This window comes from Deltaproteobacteria bacterium, assembly GCA_013151235.1.
Lineage (GTDB): Bacteria > CG2-30-53-67 > CG2-30-53-67 > CG2-30-53-67 > CG2-30-53-67 > JAADIO01.
Genome location: JAADIO010000061.1, coordinates 33,032 through 51,611, shown reverse-complemented (window position 1 = coordinate 51,611; position 18,580 = coordinate 33,032). Strand labels below are relative to the sequence as shown.

Annotated in this window: 15 protein-coding genes; 8 read left to right on the top strand and 7 right to left on the bottom strand. The window is 55.0% G+C overall.

The features are described 5' to 3' along the window. Both GXP58_11275 and GXP58_11270 read right to left on the bottom strand, forming a co-directional pair. On the bottom strand, positions 1–1,331 hold a 1,331-nt coding region (locus GXP58_11275), incomplete at its 3' end, for a glycosyltransferase family 39 protein (GenBank protein NOY54178.1). Positions 1,332–1,559: 228 nt separating this feature from the next. After that, entirely contained in the window at positions 1,560–2,333 is a 774-nt protein-coding gene (locus tag GXP58_11270; GenBank protein ID NOY54177.1) for a DsbA family protein, read from the bottom strand. Between the two features lie 139 nt (positions 2,334–2,472). Here GXP58_11270 and GXP58_11265 point away from each other — a divergent pair, with 139 nt between their 5' ends. Beyond that, positions 2,473–3,777, top strand: coding sequence for an alpha-amylase (locus GXP58_11265; protein NOY54176.1), 1,305 nt, complete (start codon positions 2,473–2,475; stop codon positions 3,775–3,777). Positions 3,778–4,078: 301 nt separating this feature from the next. On the opposite strand, the gene GXP58_11260 is transcribed toward GXP58_11265, so the two are convergent. Then, a complete protein-coding gene (locus GXP58_11260) occupies positions 4,079–4,279 on the bottom strand; it encodes a cold-shock protein (GenBank protein ID NOY54175.1) in 201 nt (66 codons plus the stop codon). A gap of 224 nt (positions 4,280–4,503) precedes the next feature. Beyond that, on the bottom strand, positions 4,504–5,823 hold the full coding sequence (locus tag GXP58_11255) for a B12-binding domain-containing radical SAM protein (protein NOY54174.1): 1,320 nt from the start codon (positions 5,821–5,823) through the stop codon (positions 4,504–4,506). A 388-nt stretch (positions 5,824–6,211) separates the two neighbouring features. Here GXP58_11255 and GXP58_11250 point away from each other — a divergent pair, with 388 nt between their 5' ends. From GXP58_11250 to hemH, 7 genes are all read left to right on the top strand, one after another. After that, on the top strand, positions 6,212–6,991 hold the full coding sequence (locus GXP58_11250) for an ABC transporter permease (protein NOY54173.1): 780 nt from the start codon (positions 6,212–6,214) through the stop codon (positions 6,989–6,991). 9 nt (positions 6,992–7,000) lie between these two features. Next, positions 7,001–7,774 carry an ABC transporter permease gene (locus GXP58_11245; protein ID NOY54172.1) on the top strand — a complete coding sequence of 258 codons (774 nt, stop codon included), beginning with the start codon at positions 7,001–7,003 and terminating at the stop codon, positions 7,772–7,774. A gap of 2 nt (positions 7,775–7,776) precedes the next feature. Then, positions 7,777–8,541, top strand: a complete 765-nt coding sequence (locus GXP58_11240; GenBank protein NOY54171.1) for an ABC transporter ATP-binding protein — start codon at positions 7,777–7,779, stop codon at positions 8,539–8,541. Positions 8,542–8,638: 97 nt separating this feature from the next. Beyond that, positions 8,639–9,562, top strand: a complete 924-nt coding sequence (locus GXP58_11235; GenBank protein ID NOY54170.1) for an MCE family protein — start codon at positions 8,639–8,641, stop codon at positions 9,560–9,562. A gap of 90 nt (positions 9,563–9,652) precedes the next feature. Then, a complete protein-coding gene (locus GXP58_11230) occupies positions 9,653–10,723 on the top strand; it encodes a radical SAM protein (GenBank protein NOY54169.1) in 1,071 nt (356 codons plus the stop codon). A 322-nt stretch (positions 10,724–11,045) separates the two neighbouring features. Further along, positions 11,046–12,080 (top strand): uroporphyrinogen decarboxylase, encoded by a 1,035-nt coding sequence (gene hemE / locus GXP58_11225; protein NOY54168.1) that lies wholly within the window; start codon positions 11,046–11,048, stop codon positions 12,078–12,080. Then, a complete protein-coding gene (gene hemH / locus GXP58_11220; GenBank protein NOY54167.1) occupies positions 12,080–13,060 on the top strand; it encodes a ferrochelatase in 981 nt (326 codons plus the stop codon). Before hemE ends, hemH begins: the two co-directional genes overlap by 1 nt. Here the strand turns inward: hemH and GXP58_11215 are convergent. The 3 genes from GXP58_11215 to mfd all read right to left on the bottom strand — a co-directional run bounded on the left by GXP58_11215 (position 13,050) and on the right by mfd (position 18,541). Continuing rightward, positions 13,050–13,988, bottom strand: a complete 939-nt coding sequence (locus GXP58_11215; GenBank protein ID NOY54166.1) for a hypothetical protein — start codon at positions 13,986–13,988, stop codon at positions 13,050–13,052. The genes hemH and GXP58_11215 overlap by 11 nt on opposite strands. Before the next feature lie 160 nt (positions 13,989–14,148). Continuing rightward, a complete protein-coding gene (locus GXP58_11210) occupies positions 14,149–15,093 on the bottom strand; it encodes a hypothetical protein (protein NOY54165.1) in 945 nt (314 codons plus the stop codon). A 19-nt stretch (positions 15,094–15,112) separates the two neighbouring features. Then, a complete protein-coding gene (mfd, locus tag GXP58_11205) occupies positions 15,113–18,541 on the bottom strand; it encodes a transcription-repair coupling factor (GenBank protein ID NOY54164.1) in 3,429 nt (1,142 codons plus the stop codon). Positions 18,542–18,580: the final 39 nt, after the last annotated feature.

Genomic DNA, 18,580 nt, shown 5'->3' with positions numbered 1-18,580 from the left:
TTTGATGAACGACTCTTGACGTCGATGGAAGGATAGACCACCCCCGCCATGAGGAGTTCCAGACCGAAGGCACAGACCAGGAAGGCCGTCACGATCCCTCTTCCTTCCCCTTTCCGGATCATCCGGTAGAGAAGCGCTGCGCCCGCCAGGGCAGCCGCGACAAGAAGGGCGACCGGCCGGGCAAGATCATGAAAACGGGTGGCCGCGAGCCAGGCGGCGGTCCCTCCCGCCGTGACGAGGAGAAGAGCAAAAAAGGCCGCCCCTCCCCGGATCCAGGGCAGAAGAGAGGCCAGGTTCTGCTCCGACGAGATCCTCTCCAGTGCTTCCGCCACGAGAAGGGAGAGGGCCGGATAGAGCGGAACGATATAGAGCGACCGTTTGCTTTGGGAGAGGCTGAAAAAGACGAAGGTCGCAATGAACCAGATGAGCAGAAAGGTCCGCCCTGGATTTTTCTCCTTCCGTCGGCGGAACCAGTAGGCGACGGCCGCCGGAAGCAGGAGGGTCCAGGGAAGAAAGTGGATCGGAAGTTTAACGAAATAATAGTACCAGGGTTGGATGTGATCGAAGGCGTGGAAGAAACGCTCGAAATTCTGCCGGAAGAAGAATTCGGCACCGAAGGCCCGTCCTTCCAGGATGAACCAGGGGGAGGCGACGGCGAGGATGATCAGCAGACCCGCCGGGAGTTTGATCTTTCCGATGGCCTTCAGGTCCCGCCGGGCCAGGAGATAGAGAAAGGCGATCATCAGCGGAACAATGACCCCCACCGGCCCCTTGGCCAGAACGGCAAGGCCCAGGGCGGCGTAGGCGGGGTAGAGCCACCCCGGCCGGTAATGCTCATGATAACAGTGGTAGAAGAGAAAGAGGGCGGCCGTGATGAGAAAGGTCAGGGTCATATCGATCTCGGCGGAACGAGCCTGTTCAAAGAGCATGTGGTTGCTGATGAAGATCAGTCCTCCGAGAAACCCCGTTTTTGTCCCGAAGATCCTTGCCCCCAGGAAAAAGACAAGGATTGCCGTGGTGATCCCGGCCAGTGCCGAGGGAAGACGGGCGGAAAACTCATCCACATGCCCCTGGAGTGCCGAAAAGAGGGCAATACTCCAGTAGTAGAGGGGAGGTTTGACCAGCGCAGGGTTATCCGTGACCGGATGACCGTTGTAGCTTAAGTGGATCCAGTCGCCCCGTTGCAACATCTCATGGGCGATCACCGCCCCCCTCGGTTCATCCGGGTCCCACAGGGAGATGTCTCCGAGATTGTAGAAAAAGACCAGGGCGGCCAGCAGCAGGATAAGCAGCGCAGGACCCCATTTGTGCCGGAAAAAAAGTTTCAACATTTGCCTGAATGAATTCGAAAAATAAAATTTTCTGAAACTTCAAGAAACTATATGGAAAGCGGGAGAGTGTCAAGAATTTTCATCGAAATTTCAACGGGGGGCCATGGATGATGAACTCGTAAAACGTCGTTTTCCGGGTTCCGTTCATGGTTCGACAAGCTCACCACGAACGGAATATTAATAACTTACACCGTTCGCCCTGAGCTTGTCGAAGGGCTTCATGACTTTTTACGACACCATCATGGATGCGGCTTCCTGCAGTTTTTCTTCGATCAGGGACCGGAAGGCGGCGAAGGGCTCACTCCCCCGGAGGATCGTCCCCTTGATCCGGCCATCCTTCCGGGTCACTCCGATGAAGAAACTCGGGGTCCCCGTGACGCCGGCCCGTTTCCCGTCCCGGATGTCCTTTTGGATCTCCACGGTATGTTTGCCGCTCTCCATGCAGAAAAGATAGTCATCCATAAAGAGGCCGGCCTCCTTGCCGTAGCGATTCAGGTTTTCCTGCGTCAGCGTGTCGTGGTGCTGAAAGAGGATGTCATGAAGATTCCAGAACATCCCCTGCTCGGCGGCGCAGGCCCCGGCTTCCGCCGCTTTTGCAGCGTTCTTGTGGAACGCCAGCGGATAGTTACGAAAGACGAAACGGACCTTCCCCGTATCGATATATTTTTTCCGGATCTCCGGAAATGTGTTCAACGCAAAGCGGGCGCAGTAGGGGCACTGGAACTCGGAAAACTCAATGATCGTGACCGGGGCATCCTTTTTTCCCAGCATCGGGTCGTCGTCAATCCCGATCCAGGTCGTTTTCGGCGGCGGGTTGAGCCGTTTGTTGATCGCGGCAAGAAGATTTTCCGTTTTTGCCGATGAGGTCTTTAACGCAGTGATCTCCTGTTGCAGCTTCTCCAACTCTTCCGTCAGTGCCCGGTTGCGTGCCCGGGAATAGAAGAAGGAGCCGATCAGTGCTGCAACAATAAGGAGCAGAATCAGGGGGGTTGTCTTCCGCATGAGGCGTCCTTTCCGGTGGAGCAGGGAATTTTTTATTCAGGAAATTAGCATACCTTCCCGAAGCAGGGCAAGATTTTTCTCCCATTGACAGGGCGACCTCCCCTCGGCTACACTTCCCAAATTCACCGAAAGGACGTTCATGAAACGACATCGCCCCGTTGCGGAAGGAGCGCGGATTTACAATCTTTTCCCGCTGATCGCCGGCCCCTTCGACCGTTGGCGCCCCCACCTCGAACGGGCGTGCGGCATGGGTTTCAACTGGATTTTCATCAACCCGTTTCACCAGCCCGGTTTTTCGGGGAGTCTCTATGCGGTAAAGGATTATTATGTGGTCAATCCGCTGTTTGTTGCAGACAACGGACTTCCGCCGATGGAACAGCTACGGCGGATTGTGGAGGAGGCGCGCGGGATGGGGCTTCACCTGATCATGGACCTTGTCATCAACCATACCGCCATCGACTCCCCTCTATTGAAGGAACACCCCGACTGGTACCGCCGGGATGAGAAGGGGAAGATCGTTCACCCCTCGGCCTGGGAGGGAGACAAATGCGTCGCCGTCTGGGGGGACCTGGCCGAGATCGACAACGAATGCTCCCCCGACCGGGAGAACCTCCGGCGTTACTGGGAGGATCTGGTCCTCAATTACCATGAGATAGGATTCGAGGGGTTCCGGTGCGATGCCGCCTACCAGGTGCCCGATGCACTCTGGGCGTCGCTGATCGGGAAGATCAAAGGAATCTACCCCGGGACCCTCTTTTTTGCGGAGACCCTCGGCTGCACGATTGAGGATGTGGTCCGGCTGGCGAAGGCCGGGTTCGACTACACCTTCAACAGCTCAAAGTATTGGGACTTCGAGGCGCCCTGGTGTCTGGACCAGTATGCCGAAAACGCACAATGGGCCCCCTCCGTCAGCTTCGCGGAATCCCACGATACGAACCGGCTGGCCGAAGAATTGGAAGGAAATGTGGCGGCGATCAGGCAGCGCTACCTCTTTTCCGCCCTCTTCTCCACGGCGGTAATGATGCCGATCGGGTTCGAATTTGGATTCCGGAAACGGCTTCATGTCGTTTCGACCCGCCCCTCCGACTGGGAGGAGACGGGGATCGATCTTACCGGATTCATTACCGAGGTCAATGCCTTCAAAAAGGGACACTCCGTCTTCAATGAGGACGGTCCGATCGAAGTCATCGACTGCGGCAATGACCGGATCTGCGCTTTGCGGAAATCGACCTTCGATCGGACGGAATCGGCCCTCCTCCTGCTCAACCGGGATCCCGCAAAAGAACAGGCCGGTCGGATCGAGTCGTTCCCTCCCCTCTTTCCGGAAGGGGTGCCTTTTTTTGAGGCGTTTTTGGGTCCGAACACCCGGGTACTTTCCGGTTTCTCTGATTTTAGCCTTCCCCCCTCCGGTTTCAAGATTTTCTTTTCCAGGGAAAATGTATAATCCCGCTGTGGTCAACTTTGGGGATTCCGAAATCTTGATGGTGTCGTAAAAAGTTACGAAGCCTTTCGACCCTTCGGCCGGCTCAGCACAGGCCCGCTCAGGACGAACGGTGTAAGTTATTGATATTCCGTTCGTGTGGTTCGGCAAGCTCACCATGCTCGGAAGCCTGTCGAACCATGAACGGAACTTTGTGAGCAACTTTTACGACACCATTAAATCTTGTGTGCGAAGCAAATGAGGGCATAAAAAAAGCTCCGTGGTTTCCCTCGGAGCTTTTTGGTTCGTAACCTCTGTTTAAGAGTTACATCTTGATCACTTTGGAGGCCTGGGGGCCTTTCTGCCCCTGGCTGACTTCAAAGCTGACCTTCTGACCTTCTTCCAGGGTTTTGAAGCCTTCATCCTGAATCTCGGAAAAATGGACGAATACGTCAGGACCATCTTCCTGCTCAATGAAACCAAAACCCTTGCCGTCGTTGAACCACTTCACTGTACCTTCTGACATTTTGTTCTCCTTTGTCTTCGGTATAAAACAATAACCCAATGTGCAGTTTTGACCGATGACCAAAAAAAGAAAACCGCACAGGTTTGACAATCTGTGCGGTTTATATTTATCTGATTTACGATGATATATCTGCACAACCCAAACTATGCCTCACAGTAGACCACATCCGGATCATCATGTCAAGGGAATTCTTGTCTTTTTTTCAGCGGACAGGATTGCGGCGGTTACCATTCGCATACTTCCCGGAAACGTTTGTAGTGAAATTTTCGGGCCAGGTTGTAGGCAAGAACTTGCAGAGGCCGTCTCGGCAGGTGCTGCAATGTCCGCCGAAGGATCGAGGAGGTTCCGTAGAACGACCGGTAGGCCCCGAGGTATCCTTCCATCAGTTCCTCCGGGGTCATGTTTTTGGGTTTGAAGACCACATGGTTGGCATCATACCTCGACCAGTCTTCGTGAAGTATGCGTCCATCGTCCTTCATCTCGTCGAAGAGCTTTGTGAACGGCATGGGTGTGAAAATATAAAAGTTTGCTGCAGCCAGTCCGTTGCGGATACAGAAATCGACGGTGTTATCAAACACGTCACTTGTGTCATGGTCGAGGCCGAAGATGAAGGAGCCCAAGACTTTGATCCCCGCCTGATGAATCGTGGCAATGGACGCTGCGTACTCTTCCACGGGATTCGTTCGGGATTTTCCCACGTCGGCGATGTTTTCTGAATTGACGCTCTCAAGACCCATGAACAACCAGCGGCATCCACTTTCGGCGCAGAGCCGGAGGAGTTCGGGATCCCTTGCGATCTTGAGGTCCGCCTGGCTGGCCCAGGTCCGTTTCAGCGGGGTAATGGCTCGAAAAAGTTCTTTGGCACGCCTGGGTGAGCCGATGATATTGTCATCGATAAAAGCGATTTCCCCCGGAGGCATGGAACGTATCTCCTCGATGACCTCTTCAATCGGTCGCAATCTGAATGTATGTCCCCAGTAGAGTGTTACACTGCAATATGTACATCGGTGCGGACATCCTCTTCCCGTTTCGATCACGTTCACAGTGTGGTAGGCATTGCGTCTGAGCAACTCAAGCCGGGGACGGGGAAGCCCTTTCATATCGTGCAGGTGCTCCCCTTCGTATCGGGCCTTCATGTCGCCGTTTAAGAAATCCTTCAGGAGTGGCGGCCAGGCCGTTTCGGCCTCCCGCAGGACAAGCGCATCCGCATGCTTTGCCGCTTCTTCCGGGAAGAAATAGACATGGGGACCCCCGAGGACAACTTTGACTCCCTCTTTCCGGAAGGCATCAGCGATTTCATAGGCCCGTTTAGACGTCAGGGTCAGGACCGTTACTGCAACCAGGTCGGGCTTCATACGGAAGTCGATGTCGTCCACACTTTCATCCACGATACGGACATCGAAGCGTTCCTCCGCATAGGCGGCAAGCAGAGGAAGGGTGACCTTCGGAAAGCCGGTCGTACGCCTCCGTTTTGTCCCGAGCCGGTCACTTTCCTGTGCGGGCTGGATTAAGAGCAGTAAGGGTCTTTTTGGGGATGAGGGCATAATTATTTTCCTGCTTTCATAATCTGAATGTTGGTTCCCCCTGGGAGGTTTTGACCTTTTCCTCCGGTGTCGTGCAGGTCTTGCTTTTTTCTCCGCCGCAGGCTACGGTCAAAATAAGTATCCCCATACATTTCCGGAGGCGGGGGTTCATGGTGACTCTTTCGTAAAGTGTGATGGAGGTGACGACTTTTCTTTCATACTATGTCCGTGCTGCCTTGTCAATGAAATCATATTCTCGACCGGTGTGCAAAGAGCCTCCTTCGCTCCCCCTTTTGTTGACAAATCAACGGTTTTCATACTATGATAGGCCCGGTTCTAAAGATCGCTGAAAGAGCTGTCAAGATCTTCCGAAGCGAAAGTTCTCAGGTTAAAGGGGTGATGAACCGTCATGGAATGGGCTGCCGAGATGATTACCCGCTACTTCCCCGTGGTTCCAGCTCTGGGGAGGATCGCCCGATTTTTTCTGGACGTCCTGTTTGCGGTCTTCTCTCCGAAATTCTATTTCCGAAACCTGTTGGAACAGATGGAACGGATGTGCGTTCATTGCATGGTCCCGATCCTCTTTGTCCTTGCTCCCATGGGTGCCGTGATGGCCATGGAGAGTCTCAAGGTCTTTGCAATCTTCGGTGCTACGACGATGACAAGCAGCCTGCTCTCCGTAACACTGTTCCGGGAGATTGCTCCGGTGATGACGGCGATCATGGTTGCCTCCCAGACGGGGGCGGAGATTGCCGCCGAATTGGGAGCGATGCGGGTCAAGGGAGAGATCGACGCCTATGAGGTCATGGCCGTCAATCCCTATAAGGCCCTCATTGTCCCGCGCATGCTGGCGGGTCTCCTGATTACCCCCATATTAACCCTGATCGGCACCTTTACGGGGATCATGGGCGGCTATGTCATCACGGTGATGGTGCAAGGCTCCAACGGCGGTGGTTTCATGGGGAACCTTTTCAAATGGTTGAGCATGACGGACATTAGCGGCGGAATTATCAAGGCGGCCTGTTTCGGGCTCCTGGTGATCCTCATCTCCTGTTATTACGGTTTCCATGTCCGGGACGGGGCGGCCGGTGTGGGGCAGGCGACGAACGATACCGTCGTCTCTTCGGTGGTTTCCATCATGGTGATGAACTATTTCCTGACGACAGCCTTTTTCGGCTTCAGTTTCTAGGATGCAAATATGGCCTTACCCTCCCTCCAGTCCCGCGGGCTTCTTGATTTTCTCTTCGAGGAGTTCGGCCGGTTTGCCTTCTTTCTCATGGAGTCGGTCCGGAGCCTTTTTTCCCGGAAGTTCTATTTTCTAAACTTCATTGATGAGATGAACACGATCGGCAGCCGGTCCCTGCCGGTCCTCTTCCCGGTGGCGGCCTTCATCGGCATGAATCTCTGCGTGGAAGGGTATGTCATCTTCAAGAAGTTCGGGGCACAGGACTTGGTGGGAATGTTCGTAGCCGTAGCGAATATCCGCGAACTTTCCCCCATGATTGCCGGGCTGATTGCCGGGGCCAAGGCGGGAACGCAAATGGCGGCGAGGATCGGGAGCATGCGGATCGGGAAACAGATCGACGCCCTTGAGGTGATGGGGGTCAATCCCTATCCCTACATGATCCTTCCACGGATTCTCGCTGCCATTCTGGTTCTTCCGCTCCTGGTGGTGGTTACCTATTTTGTGAGTACTCTTGCAGCATATCTCGTGGCGGTTTTTCAACTCCATCTGAATGGAAGCGCCTTCATGGATCTTGTGTTCGCCAATATTACGATTCAGGATCTGCTGAAGGGGATGGTCAAGGGGTCGGTCTTCGGAGCGATCGTAACGACCGTCTCCTGTTACAGCGGCTATACCGCCTCGGGCGGGGCCAGGGGAGTGGGGGTGGCGACAAACCTTGCCGTGGTCCGGATGTCCACGGCGGTCGTTTTTATCAATATTGTCCTGACGCAGATCATGTTTATGTAATTATGATTGAATACCGTCATGTCAGCAAGGCCTTCGATGACCTTGTGGTCCTCGATGATGTCTCATGCGTGATTCCCGAGGGGAAGATCACCATGATTATCGGGCCGTCCGGTACGGGCAAGAGCATCTTCATCAAGCTTTTAGTCGGTCTGATGAAGCCCGATGCCGGGGAGGTCATTGTTGACGGAGAGGTGATTTCCCGTATGCCTCCCGGAGAACTCTACGAGTTCCGGAAGAAGTTCGGCGTCCTTTTTCAGAACGGGGCACTTTTCGACTCCATGTCCGTGGGGGAGAATGTGGCCTTTCCCTTACGGGAGCATCGGAACCTGCCGGAGGATGAAATCCGTGAGATTGTTGCCGAAAAACTGGCCGCCGTGGGGATGGCCAATTCCGATTGCCGGTGGCCTTCGGAACTTTCCGGTGGGCAGCGGAACCGGGTGGGGCTGGCCCGGGCCATTGCCCTGGAGCCCCACATTGTCGTTTTCGACGAACCTTCATCGGGGCTTGATCCGGTGACGGCCGATTCGATCGATAACCTGATCCTGGAGATGCAGCAACGTTCGAAATGTACCTTCATCGTTGTCAGTCATGATATTCAAAGTACCTTCAAGATTGCAGATTATATCGGGATGCTCTGGGCGGGAAAACTGGTGGCCTTCGGATCGAAGGAGGAGGTCCGTACCATGGACAATGATGTGTTAAAGCAGTTTTTCGGCCGCAGTTCGGAGGGGCCGATTCAGATCGTGCCGCCTGTCTGTGAATCTTGATCTTGATCTGCATTGATGGGATGCAAGGGAAACAATGGTGTTTTTTGGCGGATTGCTGACAGCGGATTGCTGACAGCGGAATTATGAGAGGGACCTCATGGGCCGGAATCGTTTTGTCATACTCGGTATGTTCGTTCTCCTTGCCATTGCAATGTTTTTTTACCTCGCTTTCAAAGTCGGATCCTTTTCTCTGCATCAGGGGCGTGAGGTGACGGTCGTTTTTAATGACGCCACGGGGCTGAAGAAGGGGGGGGACGTGAAGATCAAGGGGGTGAACTTCGGGAAGATTACCTCCTTGGCCTTCAGGGGGGGGAAGGCGGAAGTCAAGATCCGTCTGACCGGAGATGTGGTGGTCCCCCGTGATGTGGAGGCGAAGATCCGTCCCGAAAGCCTGTTAGGGGAGAATTTTCTGGAACTGATCATCCCGGCGGAGAGCACGGCCGGCCCCTTGCGGGACGGTGATGTGATCACGAAGGCGACCAAGGCAATCGACATGAATCAGTTTGTCGACAAGGTCGGGCATTTCATTGACCGTTTTGAGGCCGAAGGCTTCGCGGACAATTTGAGCCGGGTGGTGAAGACCCTGGCCGACAACAGCGGGAAGCTGGACCGGACGATCGGGAACCTGGATCAACTGACCCGGGATGCGAAGGATCTGATCTCCGACAACAAGGAATCGCTGAACCGCACCATTCACAACCTGGAGCGGATCTCCGTTTCCTTCGGGAAGAATGCTCCAAAGACGGCGAAGAACCTGAATCTCATCCTTGCCCGCCTGGAGAAACTGACGTCCGATCTTGAAAAGAAGTCACCCGACCTTGCCGAAAACCTCGGGAAGACGATGAAGAATCTCTCCATCGTCTCGGAGAAACTTCCCGGCACCCTGGACGATTTCCAGGATCTCTCCGGGCGCCTCAAGACCTCCCTGGACCATGTGGACCACTTCTTCGTGGAGGATGTCCCGGATATAAAGGATATAATGGAAAAGCGGGGGATCAAGGCGCGGGTGAGGATCTGGTAGAAATATAATGCTATTCGGATTGAATTCAGCTGTTCTTTGTGATAAAAATATACAGATACGTGAATATTATACCGGAGACAGGGGAAACCTATGACCAAAGAATTTATCCCCAAATGGATTGCCTGGGAGACGACACAGCGGTGCAATCTTCATTGTGTTCACTGCCGTTGTTCCTCCGATCTCACGGCTTCGGAGGGAGATTTCACCACGGTGGAGGGGAAGAAGCTCATTGATGACATTGTCGAGTTTTGCAGCCCTGTCGTCGTTCTTTCCGGCGGGGAGCCCCTCCTGCGGAAAGATATCTTTGAACTGGCCGCCTACGGGACTGGAAAGGGCCTCCGCATGTGCATGGCCACGAACGGGACCCTTGTCGATGACAAAATCTGCGAGAAAATCAAGGCCTCGGGGATTCGGATCGTCTCTTTGAGCCTCGACGGTTCCTCCGCGGAGATCCATGACAACTTTCGGGACTGTGAGGGCTCCTTCGAAGGGATCCTCCGTGGCGCACGGACCTTGAAGAAGCACGGCATTGAGTTCATCATCAATTCCTCCTTTACCCGTCGGAACCAAACCGATATTTCCAACGTTTTCCATCTGGCGAAGGATTTGGGGGCGACGGCGTGGTACATGTTCATGATCGTTCCGACCGGCCGGGGAGAGGCGATTACCGCCGAGCTGATCTCCAAGGAGGACTACGAAGAGATCCTGAAATGGCACTACGAGCAGGAGAAGAAGGAGAAGGAGATCCTCATGCGTCCCACCTGTGCCCCCCATTACTACCGGCTCGTACCGCAACTGGCCAAGGCCGAGGGGATTCCCTTTGAGCGGCGAAGCCTGAAGTTTTCCACCGGCGGGGGTAAGGGGTGCATTGCGGCGCAATCGATCTGTCTGATCGATTGTTTCGGCGAGGTGAAGCCGTGCAGCTATTTCCCGAAATCGGCGGGGAATGTGAAAACAAAGAAGTTCCGGGAGATTTGGGAGAATTCGGAGCTGTTCCGGGATCTGCGGGATTTCAAGAAATACAAGGGGAAATGCGGCGCCTGTGAATATATCAACGTCTGCGGTGGTTGCCGGGCGCGGGCCGACGCGATCCATGAAGACTATCTGGCGGAAGAGCCCTTTTGCAATTATATTCCGATCAAGATGCGGAAAGAAAAGTAGGCGGAAACACTTTTATCACGGAGCACACAGAGATCACAGAGAGAAACAATAATCAAAGGCGAAAAGCACTCACCGCAAAGACGCAGAGGACGCGGAGAAAAGAAAGGTCAGAGTCAAAAGCAAAAGCATTGAACCACAGGGAACACGGGGAGTCACGGGGAAGAAAGACGAGACACAGCGGGTCAAAGGCACACAGGCACAAAGTTCAGGGTCAAGATCAACGGCTTGGACGAGCAAATAAAAAGAACGAAAACAATCAGTTACCCGTTCTCTTTGCGTTCCTTGCGTCTGGTGAAGAATCGACTTTTCAAAGGGAGAAGTTATGGCATTCAATGATCTGTTCTTACGGGCCTGCCGAGGCGAACCGGTAGAGAAGACCCCGGTCTGGATGATGCGGCAGGCAGGCCGGTTTCTGAAAAGTTACCGGGAGCTGCGGAAGAAGGCGGACTTTCTGACCATGTGCAAGACTCCGGAACTGGCGGCCGCGGCGACCCTGCTTCCCGTGGACGAGGTCGGTGTTGATGCGGCCATCCTCTTTTCCGACATCCTGATCCCGATCGAGCCGATGGGGATGGAACTGAAGTTCACCCCGGCGCCCCTCTTTCCCGACCCGATCCGGAACCGGGCGCAGATTGATGCCCTCCGTGTTCCCGACCCGGAGGAGTCGGTCCCCTTCGTGATGGAGGCTGTCCGGCTGCTTCGCAAAGAACTGGAAGGGAAGGTCCCTCTTATCGGTTTCTCCGGTGCTCCGTTTACCCTGGCGACCTACATGGTCGAAGGAGGCGGCTCAAAAAGTTATATCCACCTCAAGAGCCTCATGTATCAGGAACCCGACCTCTACGCCGCTCTGATGGACAAGATCACCGGGACGATCATCCGCTATCTCAATGCCCAGATCGCCGCCGGCGCCCAGGCCGTCCAGATTTTCGATACCTGGGGAGGGATTCTTAGTCCCGGCGATTACGAGATTTTTGCGCTTCCCTACACCAGGCGGGTTATCGAAGGGGTGAACCGGGAAGACGTTCCGGTGATCCATTATGTGGGAACCGGATCGGCCCTGCTTTCAAAGATTAAAGAAGCCGGCTCCGATGTGGTCGGTATCGACTGGCGGATTGATCTTGATGAAGCCCGACGGATTCTCGGACCGGGAACCGCCGTCCAGGGGAACCTCGACCCCACCGCCCTCTTTGCTCCGATTCCGGAGATTGAGCGGCGGGTGCAAAAGATCCTCGAATTGAACGGCGGTGCGCCGGGGCACATCTTCAATCTCGGTCACGGGATCCTCCCCCCCACGCCGGAGGATCATGCGAAGGCATTTATCGATGCCGTCCATCGTTACAGCAAAAAGAGCGGGTGATGTCTCAGAAGATCGCCGTGATTCTTCTCAATCTCGGGGGGCCGGGAACGCTTGATGAAGTCCGTCCCTTTCTGATGCGCCTTTTCTCCGACCGGGAGATCATTCGTCTTCCCTTGCAGCCTCTCTTTTCTCGCCTGATCGTTTGCTTCCGGTTGAAAAACGTTCTCGACAACTACCGGAAAATCGGAGGGGGGTCCCCCATCCTGAAGATCACGCAACAGCAGGGGGAGGCGTTGCAGGATCGGCTTCGCAGATCCGGGATCGATGCCTCCGTCCGGATCGCCATGCGCTATACTTCTCCCACCGCCTCCGAGGTCGTTGCCGAAATCGAACGGGAAGAGGCGGATAAGGTGATCGCCCTTCCCCTCTACCCGCACTATTCCCGGACCACCACCGGGTCCAGCCTGAACGACCTCGACCGGGCTTTTGAAAAAGCCGGGATCAGGAAAGAATATACCGCCGTCCGGAGCTGGTGCGACCACCCCGCTTATCTCGATGTTCTGGCATCAAAAGTTCGGGAGGGACTTGCCGATTTTCCGGAAGAATGCAGGGACGAAGTCGAGGTCGTCTTCTCGGCCCATGCCCTTCCTCAGAGGATGATCGACGAGGGTGATCCCTATCTATCGGAGATCGAAAAGACCGTCCGAGGGGTTGTCGAACGTGTCGACGGGATCTCCCATCACCTGGCCTTCCAGAGCCGGAGCGGTCCGGTGAAGTGGATGCGGCCCGGCACGGAAGAGGTGATCGACCGGCTTGCCGCTGCGGGAAAAAAGGCGCTTCTTATGGTCCCCGTCAGCTTCGTCTCCGATCATATCGAGACCCTCTACGAGATCGATATGCTCTACCGGGACCGGGCGAAGGAACGCGGGATTACGGAATACCGCCGTACCGAATCGATCAACATCGACCCCGAGTTCATCAATGTCCTGGCCCGGATCGTAGAAGAACATATGGGAAAAAAGAATGTGATCAGAGTTTAATCTCGATGTAGGCTTCCTCGCGTAGCTCCTTGATCCAGGACTCGTATTTTTTCTTTACCTTTTCCTGGTAGAGGGCCTTCCGGATTGAATCTTGGACCTTCTCAAAAGGAATGGGTTTGGGCTTTTTGATCTCTTCGACCATCAGAAGGGTAATTCCCTCCGGTGTCCGGAAGACGGAAGAGACGTCTCCGGCCTTCAATCCTGCAATCGCCCGGCTCAAATCTTCCCGGAGTTCACCTTCGGCAAAGTCACCGAGGTCTCCCCCGTTTTTGCTTTCCGGTCCCTCAGAGGTACGAATCGCAAGTTGCCGAAAATTCTCACCGCTTACGATCCGTTTTCGTAATTTCTCCATCTCCTCCTTTCGGGCGTCGATGATCTCCTGTGTTGCTCCTTCGGGCAGGGTCAGCAGTATCCTGAGGATATGTTTTTTTGCTTTACGGACGAAACGGTCCTGGTGCTTCAGATAGTATTCCTTCGCTTCTTCGGGGAGCAGGACAATCTTGGAGCGGATTTCCCGGTTCAGCATCCGAGTCAGAATTATCTGGTCGCGGATCTGTTCCCTGTAGTCGTTCCAGGGGATGCCCTCCTTCTTGAGTTTTTCTTTCAGAATTGTTTCCGTCAGACCGTTTCGTTGGGCGATCTCGTTGACGCCGTCGTCCACGGTTTTATCGGAGACGACGATCCCCAACTCCTTGGCTTTTTGCAGTTTTATTTTTTTGTTGATGAGTTCGTTAAGGAGTTTGGCCGGGGCCGGTTTCGAGGAAGACGGGCCGGTTTGAAGGATAGAGGTCTCCGCCTGTTTCAGCTCGCTTAGGGTAATGACATCGTTGTTGACAACGGCGACGATTCGGTCGAGAATCTCCGCGTGGGCGGTGCCGAGCGTTCCGAGAAGAAAGAGGATAAATATGATGGACTCGTAAAAAGTCACGAAAAGCCCTTCGACAAGCTCAGGGCGAACGGTGTAAGTGATTGATATTCCGTTCGTGGTGAGCCTGTCGAACCATGAACGGAATCCGGAAAACAACTTTTTACGAGAGCATCAAATATAAAGGATTTCCGGATCATACCGCTTCTCCATGGATGAAGGATCAATGAAAGATGATCTCTGACTGGTTCCAGAGTTTTTCCTGATAATGTTCAAAGGCCTCCTCCCGTTTCCTGGCCATGAATTTTTTGTAAAGCTCCTTTCGGGCCTCTTTGAAGGTCTGCCGTCCCGCCGGGAAGTGCTGCTCTACACGAAAGAGGTGGTAGCCGTAAGGGGATTTCACGACCGGGCTGATTTCGCCGACTTCCAGCGCAAAACAGGTCTTGTCGAACTCCGGGGGCATTTGTCCCCGGGCAAAAGTGCCGATGTCTCCACCCTGCTCTGCATCGGGGCTGAGTGAGACCTCCACGGCAACCAGGGCGAAGTCCTCCTTCCCGTCAACGAGTCGTTTGCGGATTTTTTCGGCCTCTTCTTTTTTTGCTACGACAATCTGCCGAACGTGTACCCGTTCCGGTAGATCAAACTCTTTGGGGTGGGCTTCATAGTAGGCGATCAGTTCTTCATCACTGACATGGAGTTTTGCATTGATCTGTTGTTGTATCAGCCGTTCGATCAGTGCGTCTTCGATGATCCCTTTCTTCCATTCATCGTAATTGTGGTTGGTATTTTTGAGCAAGGTTTCCAGATCCTTCCGGGAGAGATCTCCCTTTCGTTCGGCCACCATTTTTGCCGCCTCCTTGCCGGAAAGGGTCATTCCCAGTTTTTTCGCTTCCTGTAACAGGAGGCGTCGCCGGATCATCCGGCGCAGGATTTCCTCCGAGAACTTCCGGTCCGGTTTCCGTTCCACCGGCAGGGAAAAACTGTTGTCAATATGGAGGATCTCCCGGTCCAGTTCCGCCTGCAGGATGGGCTCGCCGTTCACCCGGGCGACAACGGACGCCTCCTCCTTCTCCGGGATCTTGCTGCATCGGGAGAACAAGATCGGGACGAAGAGCATGAAGAACAGTGTCCGGAAAATGGGTGCCCGGAGAATGGGGGAATGCGACATGACTGGGTTCCTATCATAATCAGATCAGTTCCTGCAAGAAGTTTTTCATCCGGACCCAGGTCTCGCCGAAGGACTCTCCTTCCTTCATGAATTCCAACTGGTATTCGGACAGCGGGTGGATGAGATGGGGAGCGCTTTGCAAAAGCGTAATGATCCGTTCCCGGGAAACCGGGGTTTCCCGGTCGAAGCTCAGACGGATTCCCTTTTTCTGTTCGAGGATCTCCAAAACACGCAGCTTTCTGCAGAGGATACGCAACTCCGCCAGCCGCAAAAGATTGTGGACTTCCTTCGGGGGCGTGCCGAAACGGTCCTTCATCTCATCTGCAATCCGGTAAAGTTCTTCGTTTGAATCGAGAAGAGCCAGACGGCGGTAGAGATCGAGACGAAGACGATCCTCCCGGATGTAAGCCTTCGGGATGCGGGCCGAGACGCGTATCCGGAGGGAAGGCTCAATCGTCTCTTCCCGTTTTTCTCCTTTTAACTTGAGGGAGACTTCTTCGATGAGCTGCATGTAGAGGTCGATCCCTACGGCGGAGATAAAACCCGATTGTTTCGCGCCCAGAAGATTTCCCGCTCCCCGGATTTCAAGGTCCCGGGCGGCCAGTTGAAAGCCCGATCCGAGCTCGGTCAACTCCTGAATGACCTGCAGCCGCTGACGGGCCACCTCGGTCATGGAGCGGTCGGCCCGGGTCAGAAGATAGGCGTAAGCCCGATGACGAGTCCGTCCGATCCGTCCCCGGAGCTGGTAAAGCTGCCCGAGTCCAAACATTTCAGGCTGATGGATAAGCATGGTGTTGGCGTTGGGAATATCGAGACCCGACTCAATGATGGTTGTCGTGACCAGCAGGTCCGTTTCCCGATCGAGGAAGCGATTCATGACTTCCTGCAGATGGTGCTGCTCCATCTGCCCGTGGGCGACGTCCACCCGTGCCTCGGGGACGATCCGTCGCATCCTCTCTGCCATCCGGTCGATGTCCCGTACCCGGTTATGGACGAAGAATATCTGCCCGCCCCGGTCGAGTTCTCTCAGGCATGCCTCCCGGATGATCCCCTCCGAGAATCGGACCACGCGGGTATCAATGGAGAGCCGGTCCTCCGGGGGGGTATTGATGATACTGATGTCCCGGATGCCGAGCAGAGACATCTCCAGTGTCCGGGGAATCGGGGTGGCGGTCAGGGTGAGAACGTCCACCTCTTTCCGGAGCTGTTTAAGCTTTTCCTTATGGCGAACGCCGAAGCGTTGTTCCTCGTCGATGATGAGAAGTCCAAGATTTTTGAAGGCGATGTCCCGGGAGAGGAGGCGGTGTGTTCCGATCAGGATGTCCGTTTCGCCCTTTTTGATCTTCTCCAGGGTCACTTTCTGTTCGCTTCGGTTCGCAAAACGGCTCAACATCGCCACCTCCACCGGAAAGGGGCGGAAGCGCCTGGCAAAGTTTTCGGCATGCTGACGGGCCAGGAGGGTTGTCGGAACGAGGATGGCGGTCTGTTTCCCGTCGAGAGCCGCTTTGAAGGCGGCCCGGATTGCTACCTCGGTTTTGCCGTACCCCACGTCCCCGCAGACAAGCCGGTCCATGGGGGTTGGTTTTTGCATATCCTGGAGGACCTCCTCGATGGCCCGCGCCTGATCCGGTGTCTCATCATATTCGAAGGTTTCTTCAAATTCGCGGAAGAGGCTGTCCGGAGGGGAGAAGGCGGTTCCTTGTGCGACCTTCCGTTCGGCATAAAGTTCGATCAGCTCCCGGGACATCTCTTCGATGGATTTCTTGATTTTTCCCTTCAGTTTTTCCCAGCCGGTTCCCCCCAACTTGCTGATCTGGACGGCATGTTCATCGCTGCCGGAGTATTTCTGCATGAGGTGCAGCTTTTCCGGAGGCAGGTAGAGGAGATCTTTGCCTGCATATTCGATCCGGATCAGGTCCCGGGCGCTTCCCTCGACCTCCACCTCCCGCAGGCCCCGGTAGATCCCGATGCCATGATCGATATGAACGACGAAATTCCCTTCCGCAAGATCGGAAAGGCGGGTGACAAAGGGACCTTCCTTGACCTGACGGGGCGGACGGCGGCTCCGTTTAATGCCGAAGATCTCTTCCTCGGTGATCAGGGTCAGGCCGAAGAGGGGAAAACGAAACCCCGAAGAGAGGGGGGCGATCAGGATTCCGACCGCCCCTTTCGGCCTGGGGACCTCCGGCAGATGGTCGATCCGCCGACAGGGGATTCCTTCCTCTTCCGTCAGGATCTCCATCAATCGTTCGGCCTGCCCTTTCGTACGGACCACGATGGAAAGGTCCGTTTCATTCCGAAGGGTCTGAAGGGTCTCACTCAAAGCGGTGATCCTGCTTTTGCCGGGACGGGCCAACCCGCCGATGGACTCCGTTTTGAAAAAAAGTTCTTGTGGTTCTTCTCCTCCCGACAGGACAAACCATACCCGGTGTTTTGTCTCCAGTACCGCCTGGAAATCTTTTGCATCGAGATAGAGTTCCTCTGCGGCACAGGGAGCTTTCCCCTGTTCCCGGACGATGTCATGGCGTTCGGCAATCTCATGGTGAAACTTTTCCGCCTGCTCTTCGACTTTTGCAGGTTGGTCGATGACCACTCCGGTATTCTCCGGGAGATAATCAAAGAGGGTGGCCATGCGCGGCGTGAAAAGAGGGGCATAAAACTCAATTCCTTCGGGAATGATCCCCTCCTCAATCTGTGACAATGCCGGGCATCGCTGCATCTCACCGTCCGGGTGCAGGGATGCCATGGATGCCGGATCGAGCAGGATTTCCCGGGAAAGAAGGATGGTGCAGGAATCGACCGGGTCCGTCGAACGCTGATTTTCAGGGGAGAAACGACGGATGGATTCGATCTCATCGCCGAAATAATCGAGACGCAAAGGGGTGTCAAGATTCGGGGGAAAGAGATCAAGAATCCCCCCTCTCCTGCAGAAGGTGCCGGGACATTCCACGAGATCGGTCTGACGGTATCCGAAATGGATCAGCTCTTCCGTCAAGAGGTCCGGCTCCAGGGACTCTCCGACATGGAGCGTGAAGGAGCCTCTTGACAAGGCCTCTTTCGGCAGGACCTTCTGGATCGCCGCCCGTACGGTTGTGATGGTGATGAGGTTTTCGTTTCCGGCCAGCCGGTTCAGGGCCGTCAGACGTTGCCGAACGATCTCCGGGTGCGGGCTTCTGTCATCATAGGGGAGGACCTCCCACTGTGGAAAGAGGACGACCGTTTCTCCCAGTGAGGCTCCCCGCAGGAAAAAGGAGAGATCGTTAAAAAACCGTTCCGCCTCCGAGGGAGAAGAAGTAATCACCAGGAGGGGATGGGGCCGGAATTCTTCCAGGCGGGCCAGCAGGTACGCCCGGGAGGACCCCGCCAGCCCGGCCAGGTCGACCCGGTCCCCTTCCGGGGCGAGAATACGGTCCCAGAGGTTTTGAAGATTTACAATCGTGTCGGTCATGGTTTCCAGCAGAGAGATGGAATCTTCTTAAAACCGGTT

Bases quoted from the DNA above. Each gene is read 5' to 3' on its own strand.
- GXP58_11270 (NOY54177.1), bottom strand. From the start codon at position 2,333: ATGCGGAAGACAACCCCCCTGATTCTGCTCCTTATTGTTGCAGCACTG.
- GXP58_11265 (NOY54176.1), top strand. From the start codon at position 2,473: ATGAAACGACATCGCCCCGTTGCGGAAGGAGCGCGGATTTACAATCTT.
- GXP58_11260 (NOY54175.1), bottom strand. From the start codon at position 4,279: ATGTCAGAAGGTACAGTGAAGTGGTTCAACGACGGCAAGGGTTTTGGT.
- GXP58_11255 (NOY54174.1), bottom strand. From the start codon at position 5,823: ATGCCCTCATCCCCAAAAAGACCCTTACTGCTCTTAATCCAGCCCGCA.
- GXP58_11250 (NOY54173.1), top strand. From the start codon at position 6,212: ATGGAATGGGCTGCCGAGATGATTACCCGCTACTTCCCCGTGGTTCCA.
- GXP58_11245 (NOY54172.1), top strand. From the start codon at position 7,001: ATGGCCTTACCCTCCCTCCAGTCCCGCGGGCTTCTTGATTTTCTCTTC.
- GXP58_11240 (NOY54171.1), top strand. From the start codon at position 7,777: ATGATTGAATACCGTCATGTCAGCAAGGCCTTCGATGACCTTGTGGTC.
- GXP58_11235 (NOY54170.1), top strand. From the start codon at position 8,639: ATGGGCCGGAATCGTTTTGTCATACTCGGTATGTTCGTTCTCCTTGCC.
- GXP58_11230 (NOY54169.1), top strand. From the start codon at position 9,653: ATGACCAAAGAATTTATCCCCAAATGGATTGCCTGGGAGACGACACAG.
- hemE (NOY54168.1), top strand. From the start codon at position 11,046: ATGGCATTCAATGATCTGTTCTTACGGGCCTGCCGAGGCGAACCGGTA.
- hemH (NOY54167.1), top strand. From the start codon at position 12,080: ATGTCTCAGAAGATCGCCGTGATTCTTCTCAATCTCGGGGGGCCGGGA.
- GXP58_11210 (NOY54165.1), bottom strand. From the start codon at position 15,093: ATGTCGCATTCCCCCATTCTCCGGGCACCCATTTTCCGGACACTGTTC.
- mfd (NOY54164.1), bottom strand. From the start codon at position 18,541: ATGACCGACACGATTGTAAATCTTCAAAACCTCTGGGACCGTATTCTC.